The sequence below is a fragment of the Rhodococcus sp. C-2 genome (genome assembly GCF_027854095.1).
GTDB classification, from domain to species: Bacteria; Actinomycetota; Actinomycetes; order Mycobacteriales; family Mycobacteriaceae; genus Rhodococcus_F; species Rhodococcus_F qingshengii.
On the sequence record NZ_JAQGFI010000004.1, the window covers coordinates 215,953 to 242,913 of the forward strand.

The window sequence follows — 26,961 nt, forward strand, 5'->3', positions numbered from 1 at the left end:
GGGTACCGTTTTTCGTGTCGTTCGAGTGAAGGTACGGGCATGTCCATAGGTGTGGGAGTGCGAATCGGCACATTGGTGTCGACGGCTGTCGTTGCGTCGAACGATCCGGGTTCGGCCGATCCGGTGGTATTGGTTCGGGACACGATCCTCAATCAACGCAAGGACGGAACGACGGTGCTCGGTGGCACCGAGCAACTGGGTGCCGGCCGTGAGTTCGCCGAGAGCTGGTCGGGCTTTGTCGGTCGCGTCGGGGACCCGAGTGGCGTCGCGGGAACTGCCGATACTCGTTACCGCGCCGAGGATTTGGTGGCGACCTCGATTCGCTGTCTGTTGCAGGAATGCGAGCCGCTGCCCGATCGTGGTGGTCGAAGCGGGGGAGCGCCCGACATCGTCGCGACCTACCCGTCACGCTGGGACTCGTCGACAGCGGCCCTCATGCAGGATTCGCTGGTCTACGCGGGCCTCGAACGGGTCACACTCGTCTCGGATGCCGAGGCCGTGTCGGCGTGGTTCGAGTCGGAAATCGCGGCACTCGCCGGCACGCTCATCGGCATCTATCACGTGGACGACACCGGGGCAGCGGTCACCCTCGTGCGTTCTGGTGTCGCGGCCGGCCGTGCATTCGGCTTTGCCGGCGACGGGAGTTCGCCGAGTTCACGCCTCGCGACGGCTCTGGGTGCGTTCGGTTGGATGCCGGAGAACCTGGACGCCGTAGTCGTCACCGGTGACGGCGAACCGGCGACAGACAAAGCGGCCATGATGTCCATAGCGGCCGGGATTGCCGAAAAGCTCGGTGTCAGATGTGAACTCGGTCCCGGACCTGAGCAGTCGGCTGCGCTGGGAGCCGCAATTCTGGCTGCCGGATTCACCTCGACGTCGCACACTATCGTGCCGATCGGATTGCCGCCTTCACACGACGTGACCGAGGTATTCGACACCCTGGGACGCGAGAAGGTGGCGGCAGAAACCGCTGCCGGGGTGGCGACCGCCGAGCCGGAAACTGCAGTTGTCGCAGGCGAATCGGAGTCGCGCGGTTCCAAGCGTGTGCTCATCGGCGTGACGGTTGTGGTGGTGCTCGCAGCACTGGCAGTGCTCGCGTATTTCCTGCTGCTTTGAGCAGGACAGCTATCTAATCGGTAACACCGTTACCCGGACCGACATTGCGGCTGTTTCTCGTCCGCAACTCTCGTACGTACTCGGCCGGCGCTCCGGCAATCTCGGCAGCGTCGGCCATCACACCGATGTAGCGGGCCGACGGCAGCCCGCCTTCGTACGCATCCATGACGTAGAGCCACGCAAGTACCGCGTCGCCGGCGGTGTCGACCCGCACGCGGATCTTGCGGTGCAGACCCAGTTCGGCACCTTCCCAGCGGTCCAGACTCACTTCGTCCTCTTCCGGGACGTCGTAGAGCACCACGAAAACACTGGAATCGGGATCTTCGACCACGGTGGCGAGAGCACCCTCCCAGCCGAGGTCCTCGCCGCTGAAGGTCAGGCGCCAGCCTCGCAGCCACCCTGTCCCGGACATGGGGGAGTGTGGGCAGCGCAACAACATCTGCTCGGGATGCATGTTGGAACCGTAGGCGGCATAAATCGACACGGGCGCAAGCCTAAACCGTGGTCCGAGGGTGTGGCGAAGCGGACCACCGGACGCAAGTAATCTGGTACAAGCACTGCGCGACACGTGGTGCTCGAATAGCGTGACACTGGTCGACGGGAGACCCCTGCCGGCCACGCGAGGACTTGGAGGACACATGACCCGGATCGTGATCATCGGTGGCGGACCCGCCGGCTACGAGGCGGCACTGGTAGCCGCGCAGCACGGGGCCACGGTCACCCTGGTCGATTCGGACGGCGTCGGCGGTGCGTGTGTGCTGTTCGACTGTGTCCCGTCGAAGACGTTCATCGCGTCCACCGGAATCCGCACCGACATGCGTCGTGCATCCGACCTCGGCATCACTCTGGATCCGGAGCAGGCTTCGGTGTCACTGCCGAAGATCCACTCCCGAGTCAAGAGTCTCGCATTGTCCCAGTCCTCGGACATTCGCGCACGGTTGCAGACGGTAGGCGTCGAGGTTCTCTCCGGCACCGCCGAACTGACCGATCCACTCCTCGGCATGGCAGCACACCAGGTTCGCGCGACGCTCGGAAGCGGCGAGCAGAAGACCATCGACGCAGACGTCGTGTTGATCGCCACCGGCGCCAGCCCCCGCATCATCCCGGGAGCCGAGCCCGACGGTGAGCGAATCATGACGTGGCGCCAGCTCTACGACTTGGACGAGCTTCCCGAGCACCTGGTCGTGGTCGGTTCCGGTGTCACCGGTGCCGAGTTCGTCTCCGCGTACACCGAGATGGGCGTCAAGGTCACGCTCGTGTCCAGTCGCGACCGTGTTCTGCCCGGCGAGGATGCCGATGCGGCGCTCGTGCTCGAGGACGCCCTCGCCGAGCGCGGTGTCACCCTCGTCAAGCACGCCCGCGCGGACGCCGTCGAGCGCACCGAGAAGGGCATCGTCGTCAAGCTCTCCGACGGCCGCACGGTCGAAGGAAGCCACGCTCTGATGACCGTCGGTTCCGTCCCCAACACCAACGGTCTCGGCCTGGAGCGGGTCGGCATCGAGTTGGACAAGGGTGGATACCTGCGTGTCGACCGGGTCTCGCGCACCACGGTTTCCGGTATCTACGCTGCCGGTGACTGCACCGGACTGCTCCCGCTCGCGTCGGTGGCTGCGATGCAGGGACGTATCGCGATGTACCACGCACTGGGTGAAGGCGTCAGCCCGATCAAGTTGAAGACCGTCGCGTCGGCCGTCTTCACACGCCCCGAAATTGCAACGGTGGGTGTTTCGCAGGCAGCGATCGACAACGGAGAGGTGCCTGCGCGCACCGTCATGTTGCCGCTCAACACCAACCCGCGCGCCAAGATGTCCGGTTTGCGTCGCGGATTCGTGAAGATTTTCTGCCGCCCGGCTACCGGCGTGGTCATCGGCGGTGTTGTGGTCGCACCCACTGCTTCGGAACTGATCCTGCCGATCGCGATCGCCGTACAGAACAACCTGACGGTCAACGACCTGGCGCAGACGTTCTCGGTGTACCCGTCGCTGACCGGATCGATCACCGAGGCTGCTCGTCAGCTCATGCGTCACGACGACCTGGACTGACAACCGACCAGAGTCTTCTTACAATGTGGGAACTCTGTTTCATATACTGAAGTATTGGTGGGATAGTCGAGATACCGACCGAATCAAGGGTCGGTATCTCGGCGCTCTCCCGCCCCGTTGACCCAGGACGGCTCAGGGTGTTTTTCCTCTGACCTTCATTCTGCGTGCCTGGGAGCTTCATATGACACACGCCGCGCTGTCCGCTCGCATGGACGGACTCCGTAGTTCTGCAATTCGCGATCTGCTCACCCTGACTGCCCGGCCCGACGTCATCAGCTTGGCCGGCGGACTGCCCGATCCCGATTTCATTCCGCGGGAGCGAATCTCGAAGGCAGCCCACGACGCACTCGGTGACCCCTCGTCCGTTCAGTACGGCGAGACGTCAGGCCTGCGGCGCCTCCGTGAGGTGATCGCCGAGCGCGAATCATCCAAGATCGGGCGGACACTCGACGTGTCCGAAGTCGTGATCACCCACGGTTCTCAGCAAGGTTTGAGCTTGCTCGCGCAGGTCCTCCTCGACGCCGGTGACGTCGTGGTCGTGGAGGAACCGGCATATACCGGTGCGCTGCAGGTCTTTCGAACGGCGCAGGCCCGTCTCGTTCCCGTCCAACTCGACGAGGACGGAATGGACACCGACGCGCTCGAGACGAAACTCGACGCCGGTCTTCGGCCCAAAGTTGTTCACACCGTGAGCAATTTCCACAACCCGCGCGGCGCGGTGCTTTCGGCGCAGCGGCGAGCGCACTTGGCGGCACTGGCGGACCGATACGGGTTCTGGGTGCTCGAGGACGACCCGTACGGCGAACTGTACTTCGGCGAGAAACCGCCCGCACCGCTGGCGGCGTTGTCGGACAGGGTGATTCGGCTGTCCAGTGCTTCCAAAGTGTTGGCACCGGCGCTGCGCGTCGGCTGGCTGCACGGCGACCGAAAGGTCTGCGAGGCGGTCGAACTGATCAAGCAAGGCGCTGACCTGTGCGGGTCTTCGCTCACCCAGCAGATCGCCGCAGACCTCTTCTCCGACGTCGAATGGTTCGACGCGCATCTCGACGTGCTTCGAGCGGGGTACGGCGCGAGGGCGAAGACGTTGGTCACGGCCGCCGAGACGGAATTGAGTGGGCGTGCACGCTTTTCCGAGGTCCGCGGCGGGATGTTCTGTTGGATGGATTTCCTCGACGACGTCGACACCACCGAACTCCTGGGTGCCGCGCTCGCGCATGGCGTGGCATTTGTCCCAGGTTCGGCCTTCGCGGTCGAAGCGGACCTTGGTCGAAGCGCTCGACTGTGTTTCGCGACGTATCCCGAAGCGGTGCTGGTCGACGCCGTCGGCAGGCTCCGGGACAGTGTCACCGCAGGTACAGCCTGACTTTGTCGATAGTGTTGCGGAGCAGATCGATCTCCGTACCGGACGGTGGGGTGGTGACGGTGACGTGGTCGGCGACGGCCAGATCCCATCCCGTCGCCTCTCGCACCTGATCGACCGAGATGCCTTCGTGGACACTGGTCAGCTCCAACTCGCCGCCGGGGCCCTGGTGTGTCAGGACACCGAGGTTGGTGAACACCTTTGTCACTCCTGCACCTGCCGGCATGATGCCCTTTCCGCTGGCGTGGGCGCGGGCGGGGCTGGGTGAGGTGCAGAAGTCGAGCGCGGCCGGAAAGGAACTGAGGTCGTGGCGACGCATCACTACGAAGATCTCGGCCGCGTTCGCGATGATCTCGACGGCCCCGCCTGCTCCGGGCAGTCTGACCGTCGGGTTCTTCCAGTCACCGATGAAACTTGTGTTCAGGCTTCCCGTTCGATCGATTTGAGCGGCCCCGAGAAAACCGACGTCGACGTTGCCACCTTGCAGGACATAACCGAAGAGTGCGGCCATACTGAGCACGGATTCGGCGCCGGAGACCACGACGGAGTCGGCAATACCTTCGGCCATCGCCGACGGATGCGCGCCGCACACTCCGGATTCGTAGATCAGTTCTACGTCCGGATTCGACGTGTGGCGCGCGAGATCGACTGCGAGCGTGGGGAGCCCGACTCCGGCGAAGACCCGGCGCTTACCCGCCAACTCGCGTGCCGCGACGGCGACGATCGTTTCGGTGGAGGTGGTGTTACCGCTGACAATCGTGGTGGTCACAGTCTGCTCCCGTAGTCGACAGGTGTGGAGAGTTTTGATTCGACCTCGAGATCCGACCAGTAGTCGGCTCCGAGCTTGGCGAGATATTCGTCGTGATCGCCGAGTGTGTACACCCATTCGTCGAGCCAATTTCTCAGCAACGAAGGGTCTTTGGAAATCTCGGTCCAGCGTCGGTAGAAGCCGCAATCGCGGTCGTAGTATCCCTGTGCGTACGACGGGTGCGCGCCGCGCGGGCAGACGACAACCGCGTCGACGGCGTGCGAGGGAATCAGAGTTCGGCTCGGATCTGACCTGATGACCTCGTCGTCGACAAGCTCTTCCACAACGACGATCGCCTTCTTCGCGGCGTAAACGGCTTCTTGCTGCACCCCGGCGATGCCCCAGATCTGTGCGTTCCCGGACGTGTCCGCTCGCTGTGCGCCGATGATCGTCACATCCGGATTCAACGGCGGCACAACGTAGACGCTCCCGCCTCCGTACGGATCCTCGACGAGTCTCAGTTGTGGGTTGAGTGCGGGTAGATCACTACCGGCGTACGACCGCAGCGGGAAGAAGGGAAGTCTGGCCGCTCCCGCCTGATACCGGCACACCATGCCGTAATGGCTGTATTCCTCGACTTCGAGGGGGAGCGGGTCCTGGTTCTCGATGCGTCTGCGTAACTCGTACAGAGAACCTGCGGAGCCACTGGCGAAGAACGAGGCAACCAGCTTTCGGACGCAGCCGGCGGCGACGAGTTGATCGGAAACGATGTCCGGCGTCATCCGGCAGAGGGTGAGGTCCTTTCTGCCCTGCCGGATGATCTCGTGTGCCGCGGCAAAAGGAATGAGATGCGAAAATCCCTCCAGCGCAACGGTCATCCCGTCTTCGACGTATCGGCCGACGGCCTCTTTCATCGAGAGGGTCTTGTCCACGTCTGTACCTCTTCTTGTTCTTTCGCGCACTCGGTCGGTTTCGGAACTTGACATGTTCGGCCGGTGTGGCGCAACAATGTCGGGTGGAAATTCATCAGATCAACGCATTTCTCGCGGTGGCTGAGGAGCTACATTTCGGCCGTGCGGCGCAGCGGCTTCGGATTGCGCAACCGCCGCTGAGTCGAACGATCAGGCAATTCGAGAAACAGCTCGGTTCGCCGTTGTTCGATCGGAGCACTCGAACTGTGCGGCTCACTGCTGCCGGTGAAGCGCTGCTGCTTCCGGCGCGCGAGATTCTGGACGCGTGCCGGATGGCCGAGATCGCGGTGTCTGCGGCAGGCAAGGGAACGACAGGTCGCGTTCGCCTGGGTTTCGCGGGGACTTCTTCGCATCTGCTCGTCGGGCGGTGGGCGAAATTGGTGAGAAAGACCAATCCCGGTATCGAATTCGTGCTCGACAGTTCTGCTTTCGCGAACGAGGCGTTGTTGATGCTGCTCGATCGACGACTCGACATCGGGATGGTGCGGTGGACCGTACCGCCGCTCGGGATCACGTCGAGATTGATCGCCGAGGAGAACTTTCTGGTGGCCATGTCCAAAGACCACCCGTTGGCGTCGAGGGACTCGGTTCGGTTGATCGAATTGGAGTCCGAGAATTGGGTGACGCTTCCGGCGGAGCCAGGTTCGATTCTGCGGGAGTCTCTGCTCACTGCCTCGAAGAACGCAGGGTTCCTGGCTCGCATCGTGCAGACGGCACCGGATTCGATGTCGTTGATCGCGCTGGTGTCCGCGGAAATCGGATGCTCGTTGACCATTTCCTCGGTGGCCCAGAGCATCGTGAATCCTGATGTTGTCTTTGTTCCGGTCATGGACCCACCTCCTCCTCTTCAACTGCGTATCGCCTGGCGAGAGGGAGACGACAGACCTGCTCTTCTCGAAGTGTTGAAATTGTCCGAGCAGGCGCTGCCGTCCCTGGCCTAGACGGTTGCCCGACCGGTAGGAATCTCACCCGCTTCGGACTTCGGCGAGTTCGCAATATCGACAAGAGTGTTTTCGAGTTCGAGTTCGTCGTAGTCCGCTTGTTCGGCCGTCGAGAGTTCGCCCGCGTTGTAGCCGGTACGTCGGAGCAGGAGCAGGGTGCAGATCAGCGAGACAAGGGCGTACAGCCCGGATACGATCGCGACCCCGACGATATTGCCTGACGTGTTGAGCATCCACTGCGCCAGTACGGGAGTTCCGCCGCCGACGACAAGGGAACACAATTGGTACGCCGTCGACAGACCGGTGTAACGGATGTTGGCGGGGAAGGCCCGAGCGAGAACGCCGGCGATGGCGCCGTAGAACATCGAGTGCGGGATCGTGGCCAGACACATCGCGACGACTGCGATGGTGAAGTTCCCGGTTCGGATCGCGAAGAACATGGCGGGCATGAGGACGAACTCCGGTATCACCATCAGGCACATGGCTTTTCGCATGTCGATCTTGGAGACCAGGACGGCACCGAAAGGTTGGACGATGAACTGCACGACGAGCGCGATCGCGATGGCGGCCAGGAAGGTTCCTCGATCGTATCCGAGTTCTTTTGTAGCCCAGGACAATGCGAAGGTGTTCTTGAAATAGGTGACCTGGGCGAGGGGGAGTGCGCCGGCGCCGAGGAGAACCAGTACCCAGTGCTTGCGCAAGACTTCGGCGAGCGGGAGCTTGACGACCTTCTTGCGTGCGAGAACGGCCTTCATCTCGTCCGACTCTTCGAGTTTGAGGCGAATGATCATCCCGAGAATGACCAGCACCGCCGAGATGATGAACGGGATGCGCCATCCGTACAGGAGGAACGACGGCGTCGGCATCGAGGACAGAAGGAAGAACGCGATGGTGGCCAACAGATTTCCGGCGGGTGAGCCCTGTTGGGCGAACGCGGAGTAGAGGATGCTCTTGCCCTTCGGGGCATTCTCGCTGGCAATGAGCACTGCGCCGCCCCACTCGCCACCGACCGCGACTCCTTGGATGACGCGAAGGGTGACCAGACCGATCGGCGCCCAGATCCCGACCTGTGCGTAGGTGGGGAGGAGTCCGATGCCTACCGTGGCGACACCCATCATCATCAAGGTGATGACGAGAGTGTTCTTGCGTCCGATCCGGTCGCCGAGGTGACCGAAGATGATCCCGCCGATCGGCCTGGCGAGGAAGCCTGCCCAGAGTGTGATGAAGGCGAGGAGAGTGCCGACTCCGTTCGGGAGAGTGTCGGAGAAGAAGATGTCGCCGAATACCAGGGCAGCGGCAGTGCCGTAGATGTAGAAGTCGTACCACTCGATAGTGGTTCCGATGAACGAAGCGATACCGGCTCTTCGCGCCTTGGCGTTGATCTCCTCGGAACTGCGAGTGGGTGAACTCATGCGTGGCGACCTTTCTCTGCAACATTCGCGGCGCCGAAACGTGGCGTGCCTGAATGAGATTCGCAGAGTGGTGTAGGTCACGTCCAATACCAACTTGGTCGCCTATTGATACCTCAGGAGTATCAATAGACGACCATGATCAGCTCTTCCGGTATGGAAGGATCGGGTGATTACTCGGACCAGTTGTACGTCCGCTCGACGGCCTTGTTCCACTCCGCGTACAGCCGTGACCTTTCGGACTCGTCCATCGCCGGTTCCCAGGTTTGGCCGACGGCCCAGTTGTTGCGGATGTCTTCGGTGTCGGCCCAATAACCGATGGCGAGGCCCGCTGCGTATGCAGCACCGAGAGCTGTCGTTTCGTTGACCACCGGGCGGATGACGGGAACTCCGAGGATGTCCGACTGGAACTGCATCAGGGTTTCGTTGACCACCATGCCGCCGTCGACCTTCAGTGCGGACAGTTCGACTCCCGAATCCGCTCGCATGGCGTCGATGACCTCGCGGGTCTGGTATGCCGTCGCCTCGAGCGCTGCGCGGGCCAGGTGTCCCTTGTTGACGAAGCGCGTCAGACCGACGATGACACCCCGGGCATCCGGTCGCCACCGAGGTGCGAACAGCCCGGAGAACGCGGGCACGAAGTAGGCGCCGCCGTTGTCATCGACACTTGCGGCGAGCGGCTCGATGTCCTTGGCGTTCTGAATGATTCCGAGATTGTCCCGAAGCCACTGGACCAAGGAACCCGTCACGGCGACGGAACCTTCGAGTGCGTACACGGCAGGGGCTTCGCCGAGTTTGTAGCAGACGGTCGTCAGTAGTCCGTGCTTGCTGTGCACCGGCTTCGTGCCAGTATTGAGAAGCATGAAATTGCCGGTGCCGTAGGTGTTCTTGGCTTCACCCTCGGAGAGGCAGGCCTGGCCGAATGTGGCTGCCTGCTGGTCACCGAGGATTCCGGCGACCGGCACACCGGCGAGATTGCCGCGTGGACGTCCTGTGCCGTAGACCTCTGAGGAACTACGGATTTCCGGGAGCATCGACATCGGGATTCCGAAGTCTGCACAGATCGATTCGTCCCACTGGAGGGTCTCGAGATCCATCAGCATCGTGCGTGACGCATTGGTGACATCTGTCACGTGGACGCCCTCGGTCAGGTTCCACACGATCCACGTGTCGACAGTGCCGAAGCACAATTCGCCGGCCTCCGCTTTTGCTTTCGCACCGTCGACGTTGTCGAGAATCCAGCGGATCTTCGGCCCGGCGAAGTAGGTCGAGAGTGGTAGTCCGGTCTTGTCTCGATACTTGTCCGGACCCTCGTCGCCGCCCAGTTCGACACACAGTTGATCCGTGCGCGTGTCCTGCCACACGATCGCGTTGTAGATCGGCTTACCCGTCGAACGTTCCCAAACGACGGTTGTCTCACGCTGATTCGTGATTCCGACGGCAGCGATGTCGGCCCGCGTGAGATCGACCTTCGCGAGAGCGCCGGCCACCACCTCCCGAGTGTTGATCCACAGCGCCACCGGATCGTGCTCGACCCAACCTGCTCGCGGGAAAATCTGCTCGTGTTCTTTCTGCGCAACGCTCACCACGGCGCCGTCGTGATCGAAGATCATGCAGCGGCTCGACGTCGTGCCTTGGTCGATGGCGGCGATGTATTGATTCACTGTGCTCCTAGGTTCGGGCGTGTTCGCAGTAATCCGTGCGCTGTCGCAGTATGTGGATCAAGCTACTAGCCTGTAAACGGATTCGTCGTCGACTTACAGGAGACCGGGTTGAGTAAGCAGCAAGGTGCGCAGTTTCTCGGCCCGCAGCAGCGCGAAGCTGCTTGGGAACAACTTCAGACCGAGCAATTCGACGTCGTCGTGGTGGGCGGTGGTGTCGTCGGTGTCGGAGCGGCCCTCGATGCGGCCACCCGCGGGCTGAAGGTTGCGTTGGTCGAGGCCCGTGACTACGCATCCGGTACGTCCAGTCGCTCGTCGAAGATGTTCCACGGCGGTCTCCGCTATCTCGAGCAACTAGAATTCGGCCTCGTTCGTGAGGCGTTGCGTGAGCGCGAACTCTCGCTGACCACGCTCGCTCCGCACCTGGTCAAGCCGCTGAAGTTTCTGTTCCCCTTGGCTCACCGAGTGTGGGAACGCCCGTACATGGCCGCGGGAATCTTCCTCTACGACCGGATGGGCGGCGCCAAATCGGTCCCCTCCCAGAAGCACTTGACCCGGGCGGGCGCACTGCGCATGTCGCCGAGCCTCAAGCGCAGTTCACTGACCGGTGGCATCCAGTACTACGACACCGTCGTCGACGACGCTCGGCACACCATGACCGTTGCACGGACCGCCGCCCACTACGGCGCGGTTGTCCGAACGTCGACGCAGGTCGTGGGATTTCTGCGTGAAGCGGACCGGGTCTCGGGAGTTCGTGTTCGCGACTGCGAAGACGGCCGTACCGCGGAGGTCAAGGGTCACGTCGTCATCAATGCAACCGGTGTCTGGACGGACGAAATCCAGGCCCTCTCACGTCAGCGCGGACGGTTCCGGGTGCGAGCGTCGAAGGGCGTACACATCGTCGTCCCGCGCGATCGCATCGTCAGTGAAGCCGCCATCATCCTGCGTACCGAGAAATCGGTGCTGTTCGTCATTCCGTGGGGCAGTCACTGGATCATCGGCACCACGGACACCGACTGGAACTTGGATCTCGCTCACCCAGCGGCAACCAAAGCAGATATCGACTACATCCTCGGCCACGTGAACTCCGTCCTGGTCACGCCGCTGACGCACGCCGACATCGACGGTGTCTACGCAGGCCTGCGTCCGCTGCTTGCCGGTGAGAGCGACGAGACGTCGAAGCTCTCGCGCGAGCACGCCGTTGCCCGTGTGGCTCCAGGCCTGGTCGCCATCGCCGGTGGAAAGTACACGACGTATCGGGTCATGGCGGAAGACGCCGTCGATGTCGCAGCAGAAGACATTCCGGCGCGAGTGGCGTCGTCGATCACGGAGAAGGTGCCGCTCGTCGGCGCCGACGGATACTTCGCGTTGATCAATCAGACTGTGCAACTGGGCGAGCAGTACGGCTTGCATCCGTATCGCGTCAAGCACTTGCTCGACCGCTATGGTTCACTCATCACGGAGGTCCTCGAACTCGGCCGACAGACGCCGGAGTTGTTGCAGCCCATCACAGATGCCCCCGATTACCTTCAGGTCGAGGCTGTGTACGCCGCCGCGGCCGAGGGTGCATTGCACCTCGACGACATCCTGGCTCGCCGCATGCGCATCGCAATCGAGTACCCGCATCGTGGTGTCAACTGTGCGCAACAGGTTGCCGGATTGGTTGCCCCGATTCTCGGTTGGGATGCCGCCACCGTCGAGCGCGAGGTCGACACGTACCGAGCGCGCGTCGAAGCGGAGATCGAGTCGCAGACCCAGCCGGACGACGAGTCGGCCGACGCCTTGCGCGCCGCAGCGCCGGAGTCTCGGGCCGAGATCCTCGAACCCGTCGTCGTGGTGCCGGATCGGGTCTGAGTCGCCCGTCGTTTGTTCTCGGTCTGTCGCGGGTAGGCGGATGTCGAATCACCACCCGTGTCAGCACAGACCGGTCGAGCGTCGCCCAGGAGGATCCCAATGTTCGGTAGTCGGTCGAGATCTGCTGAGGAACACATAGCCACTGCTTACCTGGTCACTCACCTGTGCGGAGCGATGGTAGGGCTGCAACTCTCGCGGTCACTCTCGGACTCGTACGGCGCGTGGGCTGACGGTGAGCTGGACTCGTTGCCGGGTGAGCTCGAGTACGAGATCGAGCAGCTGCTGCAACTGATCGAGGACACCCAGGGCATATCTCTGCCGCGGTACTCCAAGATCGACGCGACGGTCAATCGGATCAGGCGCCTCGTCCATGTCGACGCCATCTGGCGCAACCGTCTCGTGAAGCTGGCAACTCTCGAGATCATGCGGACCGCTCTGTGCGGCAAGAGTGCGATGTGGGAGGTCCTGAGAGACATTCCGGCCGGGGAGACGGAGGAGCAGTACCGCGAGCTCAACGACCTGGTGTCCAAGCAGATCACCACCGTGACGGCTCTGCATCACCGCGCGGCCACGGAAGCTTTTCAGGGGACGGACGGGCGGGAATCGGCGAGCGGCGGCGACCCCATCCGCTCGAGTAAGTAAGGTTTGTACCGTTCGGTGAAGAATTCGATGAACGGTAGACCCCGAGGTGTATGGAGATGGCTGAGCGCGACCAAGCACTGACAGAACCCACGGCAGTGTTCGCGGCGTTGGCGGAGATCCTCTACTCCGCCGCAGACAGCGCCGAGGTGTACTCCGCGATCTGTTCGGCGGCTGTCGAGTTGATTCCCGGTTGCGATCACGCAAGCCTGATGCTGCGACGGGGAAACACCAACGTCACGGTAGCGGCAAGCGACGAGATCGCCGAGTATGCAGACGATCTCGAACGTGCGACTGGCGAGGGGCCGTGCATCGACGCCCTCGACACGGAGGCGCCGCAGCTCGAGTCAGATCTTCGCACTCCGAATCAGTGGCCCGAGTTCGCTCGGAAAGTAGTGGCAGAGACACCCATTCGTGGCTCGATGGGGTTCCGACTGATGGTCGATCGTCAGAAGTTCGGTGCCCTCAACCTCTTCTCCGACACTCCGGGAGCATTCACGGAAACTGTTGCCGACCACGCGATCATGTTGGCATCGTTTGCATCCGTGGCCGTCACCGCGCTGAACCGAGGAGAGGATGCCGACTCGCTGCGGCGAGGTCTGGCGAGCAGTCGCGAAATCGGTCAGGCCGTCGGTCTGCTGATGGCATTGCATCGGGTGTCCGACGACGAGGCCTTCGACATTCTGGTGCGAACCTCGCAGAACATGAACGTCAAGATCGCCGAGTTGGCGCGCAAGGTCATCGTCCAGCATCGTTCGACTCTGGACTGAGGGCTTCGTTCGCCCCGGGAGAGCCGAGGAGTTGAGATCGCTTGCGATCCACCGTCTCTCGAAGTGCCGTCACCACCGCTGCGACTTCCGGGCGGCGCAAGGATTCAGAACGAGCCACCAACCAGTACGAAAGTCTGACTTCGATGTGAGCGGGCAGCACGCGAATCAGATCGTCGTGTTGCTCAGCCATGAAGCAGGGGAGCAGGCCGATGCCGGCACCCGCGCGCGTTGCCTCGATGTGGACGAACACGTTGGTGGACGTGACGGCCTCGCGCATGGAAACCGTGAGCTTGCGGGCCAGATCGAGTTCGTCGACCTGCAGCATCGAGTCGATGAAATACACGAGCGAGTGTTCGGCCAGATCTTCGGCACTTTCGGGAACTGCATTCTGACGTAGATACTCTCGGGAGGCGTACAAACCCAGCGCGTAGTCGGCCAGATGGACGGCCTCGGCGCGGTGAACTTGAGGTTTGCCGACAACAACCTCGATGTCGAGCCCCGAGCGTATCTGCGACGCCTTTCTGGTCGCGACGACTATCTCCACGCTCACGCGAGGATGGCGTCTGCGAACCGCTGCGCCGGCGGGGGCCGCGATGTATGCGCTGAAGCCGTCGGTGGCCGAGACCCGCACGACGCCGTCGAGTTGCTGCTGACCGGTGGAGTCGAGTGCCAGTTCGTTCACCGCGGCCTCGATGCGCTCGGCCGCGCTGAGGGCTTGTCTGCCCAGGTCGGTCAACTCCCAGCCGCCGGACGAGCGGACCAGTACACGGCCGCCGAGGCTCTTCTCGAGCGAGGCGATGCGGCGCGAAATGGTGGTGTGGTTGAGGCCCAGGTCGTCGGCGGCGGTGTTGAAGCGGCCGGTGCGACCGACCGCGAGAAGCACCAGTAGGTCGTCCGGGCTCAGTCCGAGTGTCATATCTGCATTTTTGCACCTGTATGGTGCGAGATTTGTCATTGTCGTGCCAAGAATCTGCACCGATACTCATCGAGTCACAAAAAATGTGCGAGCGGTCACATTCCTGATCGTGAAGAGCAGGCGAATCGCGAACTGAAGACGAGGGAGTCCACGATGAGCGTCGACAACATGCCGAAACCCGAGAGCCAAGCCCCACCATCGGGGCTGAAGAAGGTGGTCGGCGCCTCGATGGCGGGCACCGTGGTCGAGTGGTACGAGTTCTTTCTGTACGGCACGGCGGCCACGCTGGTCTTCAGCAAAGTCTTCTTTCCTGGCGGCGGCAACGAGCTGGATGCGATCATCGCGGCTTTCATCACCTACGCCGTCGGATTCGCCGCCCGGCCACTCGGCGGAATCGTCTTCGGATATTTCGGAGACAAGTTCGGCCGGAAGCAGTTGTTGCAGTTCAGTTTGCTGCTGGTCGGTGCCGCGACCTTCCTGATGGGCTGCCTACCGACCTACGGTCAGATCGGCTACTGGGCGCCGGCACTGCTGGTCACGCTGCGCTTCATCCAAGGATTTGCTGTCGGCGGCGAATGGGGTGGGGCGGTACTCCTTGTCGCCGAGCACAGCCCGAATCGATCTCGCGGGTTCTGGTCGTCCTGGCCTCAGGCCGGCGTGCCGATGGGCAACCTGGTGGCCACTGTCGTGCTGTTGATCCTGACGTCGACGCTCTCGGACGAATCCTTCATGAGTTGGGGCTGGCGCGTTGCCTTCTGGCTCTCCGCGGTGATCGTTCTGGTCGGGTACTACGTTCGGACCAAGGTCACCGACGCTCCCATTTTCATTGCGGCGCAGAAGGAAGCAGAACTGGTCAAGGCAACCTCGTACAGCGTTTTCGAGGTGGTCAAGCGTTACCCGCGCGGAGTGTTGACCGCGATGGGCCTGCGTTTCGCCGAAAACGTCATGTACTACCTCGTGGTGACCTTCTCGATCACCTACCTCAAGGTCGTCGTTCATGCGGACACGGCGCACATCCTCTGGTGGATGCTGATGGCACATGCCGTGCACTTCGCAGTGATTCCGTTGGTGGGCAAACTGTCCGACACGATCGGTCGACGCCCGGTGTACATGATCGGCGCCGTCACCGCCGGAACATGGGGATTCTTCGCCTTTCCGATGATGAACAGCGGGCACAATGCAGTCATCTTGTCGGCAATCATCATCGGGCTTGTGTTCCACGCGTTCATGTACGCCGGCCAACCCGCGATCATGGCCGAGATGTTCCCGACCCGGATGCGCTATTCCGGTGTCTCCCTGGGATATCAGGTCACGTCGATCGTGGCAGGTTCACTGGCTCCGATCATCGCGACCGGACTGCTGAGCAAGTTCGACTCCTCGGTCCCCATCGCGATCTATCTCCTGCTGGCATCCCTGGTCACCATCGTCGCAGTCGTTTTCGCGCGGGAGACCAAGGGAATCTCGCTCGAGTCCGTCGATGCCGCCGACGCACGAGTGCTCGCCGACGAGCGGGCCGGTGTTTCCGCATGACGCTCTCCGGCAAAACGGCACTGGTCACCGGTGGTGCCAGCGGTATCGGCGAGGCGTGTGCTCGACTCCTTGCCGCCCGCGGCGCCCACGTCACCGTCGCTGATCTCGACGACGTCGCTGCGAAGGCGCTGGCCGACGAGATCGACGGCACTGCGTGGGCCGTCGATCTCCTCGACACCGACCAACTCGTGGATCTGGCACTCGAGACGGACGTACTTGTCAACAACGCCGGCATTCAACGGGTCAGTCCCATCGAGGATTTCGACGTCGAGGACTTCCGGAAGATTCAACGCCTCATGGTCGAAGCGCCGTTCCTCCTGGTCAGAGCGGCCCTGCCGTACATGTACCGCAAAGGATTCGGGCGCATCGTCAACATTTCCTCGGTCCACGGGCTCCGCGCTTCGGCATTCAAGAGTGCGTACGTCACGGCAAAGCACGGACTCGAAGGGCTGTCGAAAGTTGTTGCGCTCGAAGGTGCCCCACACGGTGTCACCAGTAACTGTGTCAATCCGGGCTACGTCCTGACACCACTCGTGCGATCCCAGATCTCCGACCAGGCAAAGGTTCACGGAATCAGTGAATCCGAGGTTGTCGAGAAGGTGATGCTCACCGAGAGCGCGATCAAACGGATGGTCGAGCCCGCAGAAGTGGCATCGCTGGTGGGGTGGCTGGCATCGCCCGAGGCGTCGATGGTGACGGGGGCTTCGTACACCATCGACGGCGGGTGGAGCGCCAGCTAGATCACTGGGGCTGCTGTGTTGTTCAAGCTGCCGGGTTCAGGCTTCGGGAATCTCGATTCCGAACTTCTCGCGGGTGATGACCTCGGGTTCGGGACCGCCGCGAACTCCGGTGTCGAGTGCGTCGATTGCGGAGAGTTCTTCGGCGGTGAGTTCGAAGTCGAACACGTCGAAGTTCTCCGCGATCCGAGAGGGAGTCACCGACTTGGGGATCACCTGGCGGCCCTGCTGGAGGTGCCAGCGCAGCATCACCTGTGCAGGCGACTTGCCGTGAGCGGTCGCAATGGCGCCGATGGTGGCGTCCTCGAGGGTCGAGCCGTGGGAGCCGTCGCGGTAGAACGTGATTCCGCCGATCGGTGACCATGCCTGAGACAGAATCCCGTGATCGGCGTCGGCCTCGAGCAAAGTCGACTGCCTGAAGTACGGATGAACCTCGATCTGGTTGACCGCCGGCACCACGGACGTTGCGTCCAGGAGTCGGGTGAGGTGATCCGGCATGAAGTTACTGACTCCGATAGCGCGGACCTTGCCGTCGGCCAGAAGCGTTTCCAATGCCCTGTACGCGTCGATCGTGCGCTCGAACTCGCTCGGCAACGCCTGATGGAGGATCAGGAGGTCGAGTTGTTCGACGCCGAGTTTGCCTGCGCTCTTGTCGAAGGCATGCAGAGTCTCGTCGTATCCGTAGTCGGTGATCCAGACCTTCGACTCGACGAAGATGTCCGCGCGATCGAGTCCGGATCGCCGGATCGCCTCACCGACGCCCTTCTCGTTGCCGTAGGCCGCGGCAGTGTCGATATGGCGATAACCCGTCGACAGCGCGGACTCGACGGCGGCGAGTGTTTCGTCCGGCGGCGTCTGGTACACGCCGAAGCCAAGCGCGGGGATGTCGACGCCGTTGTTCAGTTTCAGACTCGGGATGCTCATGTCGTCCACGGTAGCGGCGGCCGGGGGTTCGGCGGGAGTGACTGCTCAGCCGGGTAACGGCAGTACCTCCCTCGACCGGCAGTACTTCAGCTCGGTTGGCAGGTGCCGCCGATGGGTAAAGCCTGCGCTCGTTCGCCTACCCAGCGGCCGATGTCGCTGAGCATCGCAGTACCGTCGGCGAAAGTGCCCGAGTCCGGCTTGGCTGCGATGGCGACAGCGAGTTGTCCGGTGCCGCTGCTGATGATCCCGAATTGGCGGACCAGATAGCCGCCGTCGTCGTCCGGCCCCCACCCACCTTTGAATCGAGCGGCTGGGATCACTCCCAGGCCCCACTGTTGGTCGGGGCTGATGCTGCCCATGAGCCCGAAGACTTCGGTGGCGTCGCTCCGGCATGGCAGGGTGGCGGCGAATTGCGCTTGGACGGCAAGTGGCCATTGTGTTTGACCGAACGAGCTGAATTCTGGTCGTAGCGTGCGTGATTCCACGGTGGTGGACATATCGCCGGAGGCCACGAGGACTGACTCGACCTTCGCTGCGGCAGTGGTCGGATCGCCGAGGCCTCGCCACAGTTCTTCGGCTGATTCGTTGTCGGAGGTGGTGATCGCCTGCTTGACCGTTGTGAGTTCTGTGTTGTCGGGTTCGTGGAGGGCTGCGATGGACAGTGGGACTTTGATGGTGGACCAGGCGACTCCGTTCTGCCACTCGCCGGCAACGAGTGACTGACCTCCGCCGACGGGCACGAGTGCGATACCCACGGCGCCGCCGAGGGTGTTGCCCAGGGCCTCGAATCCGGCGAGCGGGCCGACACCGTTGCCCGGGGCGGCAGGAGTCTCTGTCGGCTCCGGTGGAACGACGACGATCTCGGTGATCGTCTCGACCTTCTCCGACGACTCGTCTCGCGTCGGAATCGTGCAGCCCGCGAGGGCTGCTGCAGAAGCAGTGGCGAGTGCAACCGCCAGGAGCCGTCGGCGCGTCCCGCTACGAGCCTCGACGCACTGCTGAATAGACATAGACCACCGCGTTGTTTCCGCCGGTACACGTGACGACTTTGTTGCCGGCGCAGTTCATCGAGTACCGAGTTCCCGTGACCGGACTGACCGCGCTGATGGAGACCGGGCCGCCGCGTCGACCCTGGCTCACGTACTGGTAGCGCACTTCTTCGGCGAACTCACAGGACGTCACGCTGGTGCCGACGGCGGACGTCGTGAATTCGTTGTTCGAGAACACCGATCCACAACGCGCTGCGCTGGCAGGGACCGACTCGTTGGGCGCGGGTGTGACGACGCCGTTCTGCGGCGCGGCCGCAGGTGAGGTGATCACCACGGTTTCCGTGCGTGCGGTGTTCTCGTCGGAATTGTCGTTCAAGACGAGAGGGAGAACCCATACGTAGACCACGACGGCGACGAGTGCGACTGTGACAACTCCCAGTAGGACCCACAGCCATGCATACGATTTCGGCGGGCGGGGAGGCATCGGCGAATATCCAGTGCCTTGAGCGTATGGGGGCCGGGGCGGGGTGTAAGCAGGCTGATGTCCCGAGTACGGAGCCTGACCGGGTGTGATGCCCGGCGGCGGAGGAGGGGGCGGAGGGAGAGGTGTCGTGTGGTTGGGGTCGTTGTTCCAGGGATACGGCGACTGTGGTGTTGTCATTGCGGGCTGCTCCTCTGCCTACTTGATAGAAGTGGGCCGAGTTAGTCGTCGATCACCGCACATCGAAATTACCGATTGTTAGGTTTCTGCGAATTGCCCGTCTTAGTTATATACGACCGGTCTGACTTCTTTTGCACTTGTGGCTCGTCAATGAGTGAGCACTATCTTCAAGCCGACTATGAGGGTGGCGACGGCAGCGAGGCCGAAGGCTGCCAGATGTGTGTTCGTACTGACTTTCTCGCCGTGCAGTCGGCTGATCACGTAACTGGTGGAACCGATCCGCAGGATCAAGACGATTTCCGCGATCAACTGCGCCGTCCGTGGCTCCAGGAAGTTGAACCACGCCGTCGCGAGAATGACGACAGGAACAACCGCAGAGGTGAGGATCGGGACGGAATCGCGAAGCGAGTCGATTCTCTCCGCGGTCGTCAGTCGGCGATCGTTGCGAATGCTCTCGCCGACTCCCTCGGCAAATGTGTGGGCGATGTATGTCGACAATGCCGTGCCGACCACAATCGCGGCGCCGAGCGATTCCTGAGATTTCGTCACCGGTATGAGTGCGGCGAGGACAAGAATGTTGCCGTAGATGTACGCGGTGGTCCTCGCCGCCACACGTTCTTGTCCCAGCGGCGCACCGTGAGACGTGATCGGACGGTTCAGCAGGGTTCGCAGGTCCCACTCCATGTTCAGAGCATGGCAGATCAGACCCTGGGGCTGTAGTGCATCGGGTTATCTCGCTGCTCGAGCGGGGGCAGGTTGCGCGCCGGTGTGTGGACCAGTGGTGCATCGGCGGGGATTCGGCCGTCAGCTCGATCCCATCCCGCGCGAGCACGTGGCTGATACCGGTATCGCCACGGCACCAGACGGAAGACGGCGTTGACGGTGCGGCCGACAGCGTTGTGAATTTTCTGATCGCGACTGGTCCACGAGTAGCCGAGTAGGTCTCGAACCGGTTGGTCGTACATTCCGACCGTCAGCCACACGAATCCGCGGGCGAGGGGGATTCGGGCGAGCCGCCACAACGGATCGGGTAGCCACGTCATGTACGGGGGCTTGCCGAGTCCCGACAGGTCGAGGACGTCGCGGGTCGCCTTGTTGTCTTCGAGTACGTTGCGGCACATGTGGTCCCAGTACTCCTGAAATGCTTCCCAGGTCTCGGGAACAGGGCGCATGCTCATCCCGTACAGGCGGTACCACTGAATGTGCTCGGTGAAGAGCTGACGTTTCTGGGCCTCGGTCAAGCCACCGGAGAAGTTCTCGGCAGTGACGATGGTGCCCATGAAGAACGTTGCGTGCGCCCAGTAGAAAGTGTCGGGATCAAGTGCGTGATACCGACGCCCCAACTTGTCGACGCCCTTGATTCGTGTGTGATAGCCGCGGACTTCTTCGGCTGTCTGCTGCGCGCGATCGCCGTCGAAGACCACGCCTGCAATGGGATACAGCGAGCGGTACAGCCGTTCCCACCGCTCGTCGAAGAATTGCGAATGCTCCTCGACTCCGGCGCCGAGGCCGGGGTGCATGTTCTGCATCGAACCGGCCCAGACGCCTTGCAGCATCCCGCGCCAGTCGCCGAAATACTTCCACGTCAGGGAATCCGGACCGAGGGGAACCGGGGTGCTGCTGTCGTCAAGTTGACTACGCATGTTGTCAGATTAGGATCGACAACAGTGGTAGTCAAGGATCGAATGCCGGGTGCATTGAAGATCAAGTGTCGGCGAAGTGGGGAAGTTGTGAGCATCGAAGAACGCAGGGCCACTCGAAAGGCGACGTTGTTCGACGTCGGAGTGACACTGCTCGGTGCGGTCGACGGTCCGGCCGTCAACGTGCGTGCGGTCTGCAAGGCTGCCGGTCTGACCGAGCGGTACTTCTACGAAAGCTTCACCGATCGCGATCAGTACGTTGTCGCGGTCCACACGTTTGTCGCCGAGCGCGCGCAGTCGGCGCTTGCGTCGGCAGTGGAGTCGGAGACGACATCCGAGGCCGTCGCCACCGCTGCGGTCGACGCTTTCGTCAAGCTCATGGTCGACGATCCGGCGATGGGGAGAGTGCTCCTGATCGCCCCGCTGTCGGAACCCGTCCTGAGCGGCCGCGGTATCGAATCGATGCCGGCGTTCGTCGACCTGGTGTACGACCAGTTGTCCGAGATCGCTGATCCCGTGGACAAGCAACTGGTGGCAGTCGGACTGGTCGGGGCGTTGTTCACACTGTTCATCGGTTATCTGGACGGCACGATCGTCGTGGACCGTGATCGATTTGTCCGCCACTGCGTCAGGCTGCTGATCAACGCTAACCAGGCGTGAAGGGCTGGCAGGCCGGGCAGAAGAAGATATTTCGCTCGGTGAGCTGATCCGGTCCGAGGGTGTCTTCTCTGATGCGAGTCCCGCAACGGCGGCATGGTTTTCCGCGTCTGCCGTACACCCATGTCTGCCTACCGGGGCGGGTGTCGCCGGTGGTGACCCGGATGCGACGTGACTTGTTGACGTTGATGGTGCGAAAAGACAGATCCACTATCGCGTCGAGATTCCCCGCGAGATGTGTCGGCGTTTTCGGGTGAATACCTCGTAGGAAGCAGATCTCGTTTCGGTACACGTTGCCCAGTCCGGCCATCACCCGCTGATCCAGGAGCGCGATTCCGATCGGTACGGAGTCGGCGGCCCGTAGATTTCGGGCGGCCACGGAACTGTCCCAATCGGTCCCGAGCAGATCCGGTCCGAGATGTCCGACGGCCTCCTGTTCCTGCCCGAGTTCGAGGATCTCGGTGATTCCCAGTGAAAAGCCAACTGCTACAGAGTCTTCGGTGGCCAAGATGATGCGCGCTTGATGGGCGGGTCGGCGCCAGCGCTCGCCGGGGCGATAAATCTGCCACTGACCTTCCATCTTCAGATGCGTGTGAATGGACGCTTCGCCCACTCGGATCAGGAGATGTTTTCCGCGGCTGGCGACGGAATCCACGCGGTGGCCCGAGAGATCAACCGTGGCGTAACGAGGAACGCGGACGTCGCAGGTGGTGAGTACCTTCTCGGCCAGGGCAGCGCGCAGTTCATTGGCGGCCCGCCACACGGTATCGCCCTCAGGCATGGTCGCCGCACCCACACTTCAGGATCTCAACTTCCACGATCTCAATCATCATGACCCCAATCCTCATGACCGCAACCGGAATCCGCGAGGGGTGGCCGCGAAGCCGGCTTCGACCAGGACCGGAGCAAAATCGTTGCCGTGGATGGTCTCTCCGTCGACCTTCTCCACTACCAACTTGTCGATGGCGCGAGAAGTCACCTTCTGAGCAAGTGACAGTGCTGCCAGGCGCAACGTTCCGCCGTCGTCGGTGAATGTCAGGATCGTGCGACCGCCGCGCTCGACGAACAGAACCAACTCACCCTCCACCAGAACTACCAGTGCGCCGGCTTTTCGTCCGGGTCGGTGTCCTGGTGACTCTTCGCCCCCCGACGCCGGCCACGGCAGCGCCGCGCCGTACGGGTTTGCCGGGTCGCACGCCGCGAGAGTGACTGCAGCCGAGGAGGTGTGGCGCCCCTCGATGGAATCACCGAACGTCCGCAAGCGGTCCACCACGGGAGGCGTCGAGAATTGAGCGCCGCCCAGGGTGTCCACGAAGTATCCGCGTCGAGCGCGCCCGTTGTCCTCGAACGTGCTCAGTACCTTGTAGATCAACGCGAAACCGCCCGGCACGTTCTCGCTCATCACCGAACCGCGGGTGACGACGCCGTATCGTTCGAGCAGCAGATCAGCCGTGGCGTGCGCCCGGATAGTGGGGTCAGGTTCGATACCTGGCAGCTGGAACCACCGACCGGAGGCGGTTGCCGGTCCCGTGCGCGCGGGCGTGGAAGCGCGGGCCATTCCGCGGTACGGACGGGCCCGCGGAACACGGCGAGGCGATCGGTGACTGGTTGTTGTTCTGGTGGTGTCGGAGAGAAGTGCGCGCAGCGGTGCAACGGTGTCGTTACCGATGTGTCCGAGCCACACCAACTCCCACAGTGCCGTCGTCACCGCACTGTCGACCGTGTCCGCAGCCGACTCCGTAGTTCGCAACGCGTCGACCAACTGGCGGAAGAAGTAGGCACCGCCGCCGGACAGCAGGTCGAGGATGCGCTTCTGCAATTCCGAGACGTCGGTGTCGGCGGGTGAATTGAGCGTGATCGGTGCCAGGTCGGCGGGGTGCAGCACTACCCACCCGTCCTTGCCCGAGATAGCTCCCGATCCGGACCACAGGACTTCACCCGTCGACGTGAGTTCGTCCAACATCGCGGGAGAGTAGTCGGCAACTCGGCTCGGCAGGATCAACGATTCGAGAGCGGACGCCGGAATCGGGACGCCGGCAAGTTGATCGACCACCGTTGCAACACCGTCGATTCCTCGCAGCGTGCCGCCCACGTGCTGCCAACTGGGAAGGAATCGCCCGAGGGTCGCGGTGCTGACCGGCTCGACCTCCTGCCGTGCCGCGGCGAGCGAGCGTCGCCGCAAGCGACGCAGGACCTCGGCGTCGCACCATTCGCTCCCGGTTGCAGACGGGCGGAATTCACCTTCCAGGACCCGCTTTTCGAGCGCGAGCCGACCGAGAACGTCACGCGCGACTGATACTCCGAGACCGAAGCGTGCAGCCGCGTCGGCGAGAGTGAAGGGACCGTGGGTGCGGGCGTACCGGCTCAGGAGGTCGTCGAGTGGTTGATCGACCGGCTCGATGAACGCGGCCGGAACGCCGATGGGTAGGGGAACGCCGAGTCCATCGCGAAGCCGCGCTGCATCTTCGACGACGGTCCACCAGCTCTCGCCCGCATACGAGACGTGGAGGGCGCGTTTGTCCGTAACCAACTTCTCGAGCCATGAGACCGGGTCCTCGAGACAGCGTTCGGTGACTTCTTCGGTGGTCAGCGGGCCGAGCATGCGGAGGAGATCGGCAACACCCTCGAGGTCCTTGGCCTTTCGGTCAGGGACGAGCCGTTGCAGTTCACGTTCGGCCTGCTCGATCACTCCGGCGTCGAGGAGCTCGCGCAGTTCGACGCGGCCGAGGAGTTCGGCCAACAGCGTGGAGTCCAAGGACAAAGCGGCGGCGCGTCGCTCGGCGAGGGGGCTGTCGCCCTCGTACATGAACGCACCCACGTAGTTGAACAGGAGCGCACTGGCGAACGGAGACGGAGAGGCCGTCTCCACCTCGACGATTCGAATCTGCCTTTTCTCGATCTTGCCGAACAATTCCTTCAGTGCAGGCAGGTCGTAAACGTCCTGCAAGCACTCGCGTACGGTCTCGAGCAGGATCGGGAAGGTCGGGAACTTGCGGGCGACGTCCAGCAGTTGCGCCGACCGCTGACGCTGCTGCCACAGCGGTGCACGTTTTCCGGGATTGCGGCGGGGGAGAAGCAGTGCGCGGGCGGCACATTCGCGGAATCGGGAAGCGAAGAGCGCGGAGCCGCCCACCTCTTGGGTGACCAGATCTTCGATGTCCTCGACGTCGAAGGTGAACAGTTCGGCGCCGGGAGGTTCGTTCTCGGTGTCGGGGAGACGGATGATGATGCCGTCGTCGGAGGCCGTCGGACTGGAATCGACGCCGTATCGTTCCTGCAGGCGCGCCCCGATGGCGAGGGCCCACGGTGCGTGAACCCGTTGGCCGTACGGGGAATGCAGCACCAGACGCCAGTCACCGAGTTCGTCGCGGAAGCGTTCGACCACCAGGGTTCGATCCGACGGCACCTGCCCGGTGGCATTTTTCTGCTCACCGACGAGTTGGATCAGATTGGTTGTGGCGTTGTGATCGAGCCCGCCCACGCGACAACGCTCGACGACGTCGGCTTCGTTACCCAGCGCGGTCTCTCGAACGAATTGTCCCAACGCCTGTCCGAGTTCGGCGGGGCGACCGAGTCCGTCGCCGTGCCAGAAGGGCAAACGACCCGGCATGCCGTAGGCGGGGCTGACCAGAACCCGATCGAAGGTGATCTCCTCGATCCGCCAACTGGTGGCGCCGAGCGCAAAGACGTCGCCGACCCGGGATTCGTAGACCATTTCCTCGTCGAGTTCGCCGACGCGGGACGCTTTCTCGCCAACCATGTAGACGGTGAAGAGGCCGCGGTCGGGGATTGCGCCGCCGGAAGTGACGGCCAAACGCTGCGAACCCGGGCGGCCCGTGAGCGTGTTGGACTCACGATCCCAGACAAGGCGAGGACGTAATTCGGCGAACTCGTCCGAGGGGTACCGCCCCGCCAGCAAGTCCAGAGTCGATTCGTACGCCGAACGGGGAAGCGTTGCAAAGGAACCGCTTCGGCGCACGGTCTCGAACCAGTCGTCGACGTCGATCGGTTCGAGAGCGGTGGCCGCAACAGTTTGCTGAGCGAGGATGTCGAGGGGATTGGCCGGAACGGCCATCGCTTCGATCTTGCCTTCGACCATGCGCTCGACCGTCACCGCGCAATGAATCAGGTCGGTGCGATGCTTGGGGAAGACGACGCCTCGCGATATCTCACCGACCTGGTGGCCGGCGCGGCCGACACGTTGCAGGCCGCTGGCAACCGAAGGCGGTGCCTCCACCTGGATGACCAAGTCGACGGCGCCCATGTCGATTCCGAGTTCGAGGCTGCTGGTGGCGACGACGCATCGCAATCGACCCGATTTGAGGTCGTCTTCGATGAGGGCTCGCTGGTCTTTGCTGACCGATCCGTGGTGGGCGCGAGCAAGGAGGGGTTCTGCGCCGTAGTTGACCTCGGTGGGAGCCCCGATCTGCGCGGGCGGGCGAGATGTTTTCTCGACGGCCAGACCGATGCGTTCTGCATGAATCTCGTTGAGCCTGGCTGTCAATCGTTCGGCGAGGCGGCGAGAGTTGGCGAACACGATGGACGATCGGTGGTCGAGAACGAGGTCGACGATCTGTTCCTCGACGTGGGGCCAGATCGAACCGGCTTGCGGGGTGGGAGATTCGGAACCGTCGTCCGGCGTCGCGATCCCCAATTCGGTCATGTCCTCGACGGGAACACGGACCGTGAGGTCGAAGGTCTTGGCGGCAGGCGGAGCCACGATTCGGATCGGTGCCGAACCGGCGAGGAACCGCCCGATCTCCTCGTGCGGACGGACAGTGGCCGACAATCCGATGCGTTGCGCCGGACGCTCGAGCAAGCCGTCCAGGCGTTCCAGTGAGAGCGCGAGGTGAGAGCCGCGCTTGGTGCCCGCCACCGCGTGAACCTCGTCGACGATCACGGTGTCGACACCGACCAGTGTTTCCCGGGCAGCGGAGGTGAGCATCAGGAACAACGACTCAGGCGTGGTGATCAGGATGTCCGGGGGTCGTTTGATCAACGAGCGCCGATCGGCCTGGGACGTATCACCGGAACGGACACCGACGGTGATCTCGGGCGGAGTGAGGCCTAGACGCTTCGCCGTCTGCGTGATGCCGACCAGCGGCGCGCGAAGGTTCCGCTCGACGTCCACACCCAGCGCTTTGAGCGGCGAAATGTAGAGGACTTTGGTGGCGCGTTCGCCTTCGTCCTTGGCGGCGAGTTGATCGAGGGCCCACAGGAACGCCGACAATGTCTTGCCGGAGCCGGTGGGCGCGACGACAAGTGTGTGAGAGCCACTCGCGATGGATTCCCAGGCGCCGAGCTGCGCAGCAGTCGGAGCGCTGAAAGCGCCGCCGAACCACTCGCGTGTGGTGGGCGAGAACCTACCGAGGACGTTGGTCACGACCACCATATTG

At 62.8% G+C, this 26,961-nt stretch carries 23 protein-coding genes; 10 read left to right on the plus strand and 13 right to left on the minus strand.

The genetic code is table 11. The features are described 5' to 3' along the window. Positions 1-39: 39 nt before the first annotated feature. Positions 40-1,116, plus strand: coding sequence for a hypothetical protein (locus tag PCS43_RS10150; protein WP_030535059.1), 1,077 nt, complete (start codon positions 40-42; stop codon positions 1,114-1,116). Between the two features lie 13 nt (positions 1,117-1,129). Here the strand turns inward: PCS43_RS10150 and PCS43_RS10155 are convergent, their stop codons facing one another. After that, positions 1,130-1,600, minus strand: a complete 471-nt coding sequence (locus tag PCS43_RS10155; RefSeq protein WP_003940753.1) for a gamma-glutamylcyclotransferase — start codon at positions 1,598-1,600, stop codon at positions 1,130-1,132. Between the two features lie 154 nt (positions 1,601-1,754). Here PCS43_RS10155 and PCS43_RS10160 point away from each other — a divergent pair, with 154 nt between their 5' ends. After that, a complete protein-coding gene (locus PCS43_RS10160; protein WP_003940987.1) occupies positions 1,755-3,158 on the plus strand; it encodes an NAD(P)H-quinone dehydrogenase in 1,404 nt (467 codons plus the stop codon). Between the two features lie 181 nt (positions 3,159-3,339). Next, the gene (locus tag PCS43_RS10165; RefSeq protein ID WP_065352211.1) at positions 3,340-4,521 is read left to right on the plus strand and encodes an aminotransferase-like domain-containing protein; all 1,182 of its coding nucleotides are present in this window, start codon (positions 3,340-3,342) and stop codon (positions 4,519-4,521) included. On the opposite strand, the gene PCS43_RS10170 is transcribed toward PCS43_RS10165, so the two are convergent. Together PCS43_RS10170 and PCS43_RS10175 are read right to left on the minus strand one after the other, a co-directional pair. Then, positions 4,502-5,287, minus strand: coding sequence for a 3-oxoadipate--succinyl-CoA transferase subunit B (locus tag PCS43_RS10170; RefSeq protein ID WP_003940707.1), 786 nt, complete (start codon positions 5,285-5,287; stop codon positions 4,502-4,504). The two genes, PCS43_RS10165 and PCS43_RS10170, sit on opposite strands and share 20 nt — an antisense overlap. Continuing rightward, positions 5,284-6,198 (minus strand): CoA transferase subunit A, encoded by a 915-nt coding sequence (locus tag PCS43_RS10175; RefSeq protein WP_007727305.1) that lies wholly within the window; start codon positions 6,196-6,198, stop codon positions 5,284-5,286. Before PCS43_RS10175 ends, PCS43_RS10170 begins: the two co-directional genes overlap by 4 nt. Before the next feature lie 83 nt (positions 6,199-6,281). Here PCS43_RS10175 and PCS43_RS10180 point away from each other — a divergent pair, with 83 nt between their 5' ends. Then, positions 6,282-7,178 (plus strand): LysR substrate-binding domain-containing protein, encoded by an 897-nt coding sequence (locus tag PCS43_RS10180; RefSeq protein WP_030535055.1) that lies wholly within the window; start codon positions 6,282-6,284, stop codon positions 7,176-7,178. Here the strand turns inward: PCS43_RS10180 and PCS43_RS10185 are convergent. Beyond that, positions 7,175-8,590 carry an MFS transporter gene (locus PCS43_RS10185; RefSeq protein ID WP_042449618.1) on the minus strand — a complete coding sequence of 472 codons (1,416 nt, stop codon included), beginning with the start codon at positions 8,588-8,590 and terminating at the stop codon, positions 7,175-7,177. The genes PCS43_RS10180 and PCS43_RS10185 overlap by 4 nt on opposite strands. Before the next feature lie 170 nt (positions 8,591-8,760). Beyond that, positions 8,761-10,251, minus strand: a complete 1,491-nt coding sequence (gene glpK, locus PCS43_RS10190; protein WP_042449616.1) for a glycerol kinase GlpK — start codon at positions 10,249-10,251, stop codon at positions 8,761-8,763. 108 nt (positions 10,252-10,359) lie between these two features. On the opposite strand from glpK, the gene PCS43_RS10195 reads away from it, so the two are divergent. The 3 genes from PCS43_RS10195 to PCS43_RS10205 all read left to right on the plus strand — a co-directional run bounded on the left by PCS43_RS10195 (position 10,360) and on the right by PCS43_RS10205 (position 13,511). Further along, positions 10,360-12,102, plus strand: coding sequence for a glycerol-3-phosphate dehydrogenase/oxidase (locus PCS43_RS10195; RefSeq protein WP_003940825.1), 1,743 nt, complete (start codon positions 10,360-10,362; stop codon positions 12,100-12,102). Positions 12,103-12,201: 99 nt separating this feature from the next. Further along, positions 12,202-12,744 carry a hypothetical protein gene (locus tag PCS43_RS10200; protein ID WP_003940921.1) on the plus strand — a complete coding sequence of 181 codons (543 nt, stop codon included), beginning with the start codon at positions 12,202-12,204 and terminating at the stop codon, positions 12,742-12,744. A gap of 50 nt (positions 12,745-12,794) precedes the next feature. Next, a complete protein-coding gene (locus PCS43_RS10205) occupies positions 12,795-13,511 on the plus strand; it encodes a GAF and ANTAR domain-containing protein (RefSeq protein WP_030535052.1) in 717 nt (238 codons plus the stop codon). On the opposite strand, the gene PCS43_RS10210 is transcribed toward PCS43_RS10205, so the two are convergent. After that, positions 13,480-14,427, minus strand: coding sequence for a LysR family transcriptional regulator (locus PCS43_RS10210; protein WP_050654883.1), 948 nt, complete (start codon positions 14,425-14,427; stop codon positions 13,480-13,482). The genes PCS43_RS10205 and PCS43_RS10210 overlap by 32 nt on opposite strands. Before the next feature lie 153 nt (positions 14,428-14,580). On the opposite strand from PCS43_RS10210, the gene PCS43_RS10215 reads away from it, so the two are divergent. After that, on the plus strand, positions 14,581-15,957 hold the full coding sequence (locus PCS43_RS10215; protein ID WP_003940819.1) for an MFS transporter: 1,377 nt from the start codon (positions 14,581-14,583) through the stop codon (positions 15,955-15,957). After that, on the plus strand, positions 15,954-16,697 hold the full coding sequence (locus tag PCS43_RS10220) for a 3-hydroxybutyrate dehydrogenase (protein ID WP_030535050.1): 744 nt from the start codon (positions 15,954-15,956) through the stop codon (positions 16,695-16,697). Before PCS43_RS10215 ends, PCS43_RS10220 begins: the two co-directional genes overlap by 4 nt. Before the next feature lie 36 nt (positions 16,698-16,733). Here the strand turns inward: PCS43_RS10220 and PCS43_RS10225 are convergent, their stop codons facing one another. From PCS43_RS10225 to PCS43_RS10245, 5 genes are all read right to left on the minus strand, one after another. Continuing rightward, entirely contained in the window at positions 16,734-17,618 is an 885-nt protein-coding gene (locus PCS43_RS10225) for an aldo/keto reductase (RefSeq protein ID WP_058226546.1), read from the minus strand. Positions 17,619-17,704: 86 nt separating this feature from the next. Beyond that, positions 17,705-18,628 carry a hypothetical protein gene (locus tag PCS43_RS10230; protein WP_209908114.1) on the minus strand — a complete coding sequence of 308 codons (924 nt, stop codon included), beginning with the start codon at positions 18,626-18,628 and terminating at the stop codon, positions 17,705-17,707. After that, complete coding sequence (locus tag PCS43_RS10235; protein WP_209908122.1) at positions 18,597-19,091, minus strand: serine/threonine protein kinase; 495 nt, start codon at positions 19,089-19,091, stop codon at positions 18,597-18,599. The genes PCS43_RS10230 and PCS43_RS10235 overlap by 32 nt, the downstream gene beginning before the upstream one ends. A 324-nt stretch (positions 19,092-19,415) precedes the next feature. After that, complete coding sequence (locus PCS43_RS10240) at positions 19,416-19,952, minus strand: hypothetical protein (protein WP_003940745.1); 537 nt, start codon at positions 19,950-19,952, stop codon at positions 19,416-19,418. A 17-nt stretch (positions 19,953-19,969) separates the two neighbouring features. Next, the gene (locus PCS43_RS10245; RefSeq protein ID WP_042449607.1) at positions 19,970-20,911 is read right to left on the minus strand and encodes an oxygenase MpaB family protein; all 942 of its coding nucleotides are present in this window, start codon (positions 20,909-20,911) and stop codon (positions 19,970-19,972) included. Positions 20,912-20,998: 87 nt separating this feature from the next. Here PCS43_RS10245 and PCS43_RS10250 point away from each other — a divergent pair, with 87 nt between their 5' ends. Next, on the plus strand, positions 20,999-21,568 hold the full coding sequence (locus tag PCS43_RS10250; RefSeq protein ID WP_007727263.1) for a TetR/AcrR family transcriptional regulator: 570 nt from the start codon (positions 20,999-21,001) through the stop codon (positions 21,566-21,568). Here the strand turns inward: PCS43_RS10250 and PCS43_RS10255 are convergent. Beyond that, a complete protein-coding gene (locus tag PCS43_RS10255; RefSeq protein ID WP_030535047.1) occupies positions 21,555-22,346 on the minus strand; it encodes a DNA-formamidopyrimidine glycosylase family protein in 792 nt (263 codons plus the stop codon). The genes PCS43_RS10250 and PCS43_RS10255 overlap by 14 nt on opposite strands. Positions 22,347-22,409: 63 nt before the next feature. After that, on the minus strand, positions 22,410-26,957 hold the full coding sequence (locus PCS43_RS10260; RefSeq protein ID WP_209908124.1) for an ATP-dependent helicase: 4,548 nt from the start codon (positions 26,955-26,957) through the stop codon (positions 22,410-22,412). Positions 26,958-26,961: the final 4 nt, after the last annotated feature.

Coding starts and splice junctions, on each gene's coding strand:
- PCS43_RS10150 (WP_030535059.1), top strand. CDS start 40: ATGTCCATAGGTGTGGGAGTGCGAATCGGCACATTGGTGTCGACGGCT.
- PCS43_RS10165 (WP_065352211.1), top strand. CDS start 3,340: ATGACACACGCCGCGCTGTCCGCTCGCATGGACGGACTCCGTAGTTCT.
- PCS43_RS10225 (WP_058226546.1), bottom strand. CDS start 17,618: ATGAGCATCCCGAGTCTGAAACTGAACAACGGCGTCGACATCCCCGCG.
- PCS43_RS10160 (WP_003940987.1), top strand. CDS start 1,755: ATGACCCGGATCGTGATCATCGGTGGCGGACCCGCCGGCTACGAGGCG.
- PCS43_RS10220 (WP_030535050.1), top strand. CDS start 15,954: ATGACGCTCTCCGGCAAAACGGCACTGGTCACCGGTGGTGCCAGCGGT.
- PCS43_RS10185 (WP_042449618.1), bottom strand. CDS start 8,590: ATGAGTTCACCCACTCGCAGTTCCGAGGAGATCAACGCCAAGGCGCGA.
- PCS43_RS10235 (WP_209908122.1), bottom strand. CDS start 19,091: ATGCCTCCCCGCCCGCCGAAATCGTATGCATGGCTGTGGGTCCTACTG.
- PCS43_RS10200 (WP_003940921.1), top strand. CDS start 12,202: ATGTTCGGTAGTCGGTCGAGATCTGCTGAGGAACACATAGCCACTGCT.
- PCS43_RS10245 (WP_042449607.1), bottom strand. CDS start 20,911: ATGCGTAGTCAACTTGACGACAGCAGCACCCCGGTTCCCCTCGGTCCG.
- PCS43_RS10210 (WP_050654883.1), bottom strand. CDS start 14,427: ATGACACTCGGACTGAGCCCGGACGACCTACTGGTGCTTCTCGCGGTC.
- PCS43_RS10230 (WP_209908114.1), bottom strand. CDS start 18,628: ATGTCTATTCAGCAGTGCGTCGAGGCTCGTAGCGGGACGCGCCGACGG.
- PCS43_RS10205 (WP_030535052.1), top strand. CDS start 12,795: ATGGAGATGGCTGAGCGCGACCAAGCACTGACAGAACCCACGGCAGTG.
- PCS43_RS10260 (WP_209908124.1), bottom strand. CDS start 26,957: ATGGTGGTCGTGACCAACGTCCTCGGTAGGTTCTCGCCCACCACACGC.
- PCS43_RS10215 (WP_003940819.1), top strand. CDS start 14,581: ATGAGCGTCGACAACATGCCGAAACCCGAGAGCCAAGCCCCACCATCG.
- PCS43_RS10255 (WP_030535047.1), bottom strand. CDS start 22,346: ATGCCTGAGGGCGATACCGTGTGGCGGGCCGCCAATGAACTGCGCGCT.
- PCS43_RS10240 (WP_003940745.1), bottom strand. CDS start 19,952: ATGGAGTGGGACCTGCGAACCCTGCTGAACCGTCCGATCACGTCTCAC.